Annotated in this window: 1 protein-coding gene; it reads right to left on the bottom strand. The window is 41.1% G+C overall.

From position 1 onward, the window contains the following. The coding region (locus I6E24_RS16640) for an Arm DNA-binding domain-containing protein (protein WP_235329831.1) at nucleotides 1–185 on the bottom strand (185 nt) is incomplete at its 3' end. Nucleotides 186–518 lie beyond the last annotated feature (333 nt).

Below are 518 nucleotides of genomic sequence, written 5' to 3' on the forward strand. Positions count from 1 at the left end.
GCGGCTGAACTTCTTCCCGTGACACGTCCGCCTTTCGTGTCCCACAATTTGGGATCGACCGAAAGTTTGCTGCTGAATTGCGTCTGTGTTCCGTCCACTGTGATACGTCCCATAACCGGTACTGTACCGTCTTTCTTCACTGCCTGTCTTTTCAGGTAGAAGATAACTGAAAATGTACTCTTCATCGTTCTAAAATTTTTTTGGTTTCAAATTTAGTTCGTGAAGAATCCTTCGTCGCTACGCAAATCATTGAGGAATACTGCAATTCTCGTTCACGCCGCATTTTCTTGCGTGAGTTGTTAGTAACTCACTGGAAGTTAGTGTTTTCTATATTCTTCCAACCTCATCATAACCTGTTTTGGGCATGGTCACGAATTGGTAACGCTGCGATGTCCTAACTTGGCTTTTTCATTGCTTTTTCTGTCTTTCATTTTTTCAAGCCATCTTCCTAAAACGCCTATCTGCCAATAACTTTGCTACATTTTTCTGTTTATCACTTTTTATTCGTACTTTTGTAA

Origin of the sequence: Bacteroides caecigallinarum (assembly GCF_021530995.1) — a bacterium.
In the GTDB taxonomy this organism is placed as follows: domain Bacteria; phylum Bacteroidota; class Bacteroidia; order Bacteroidales; family Bacteroidaceae; genus Phocaeicola; species Phocaeicola faecigallinarum.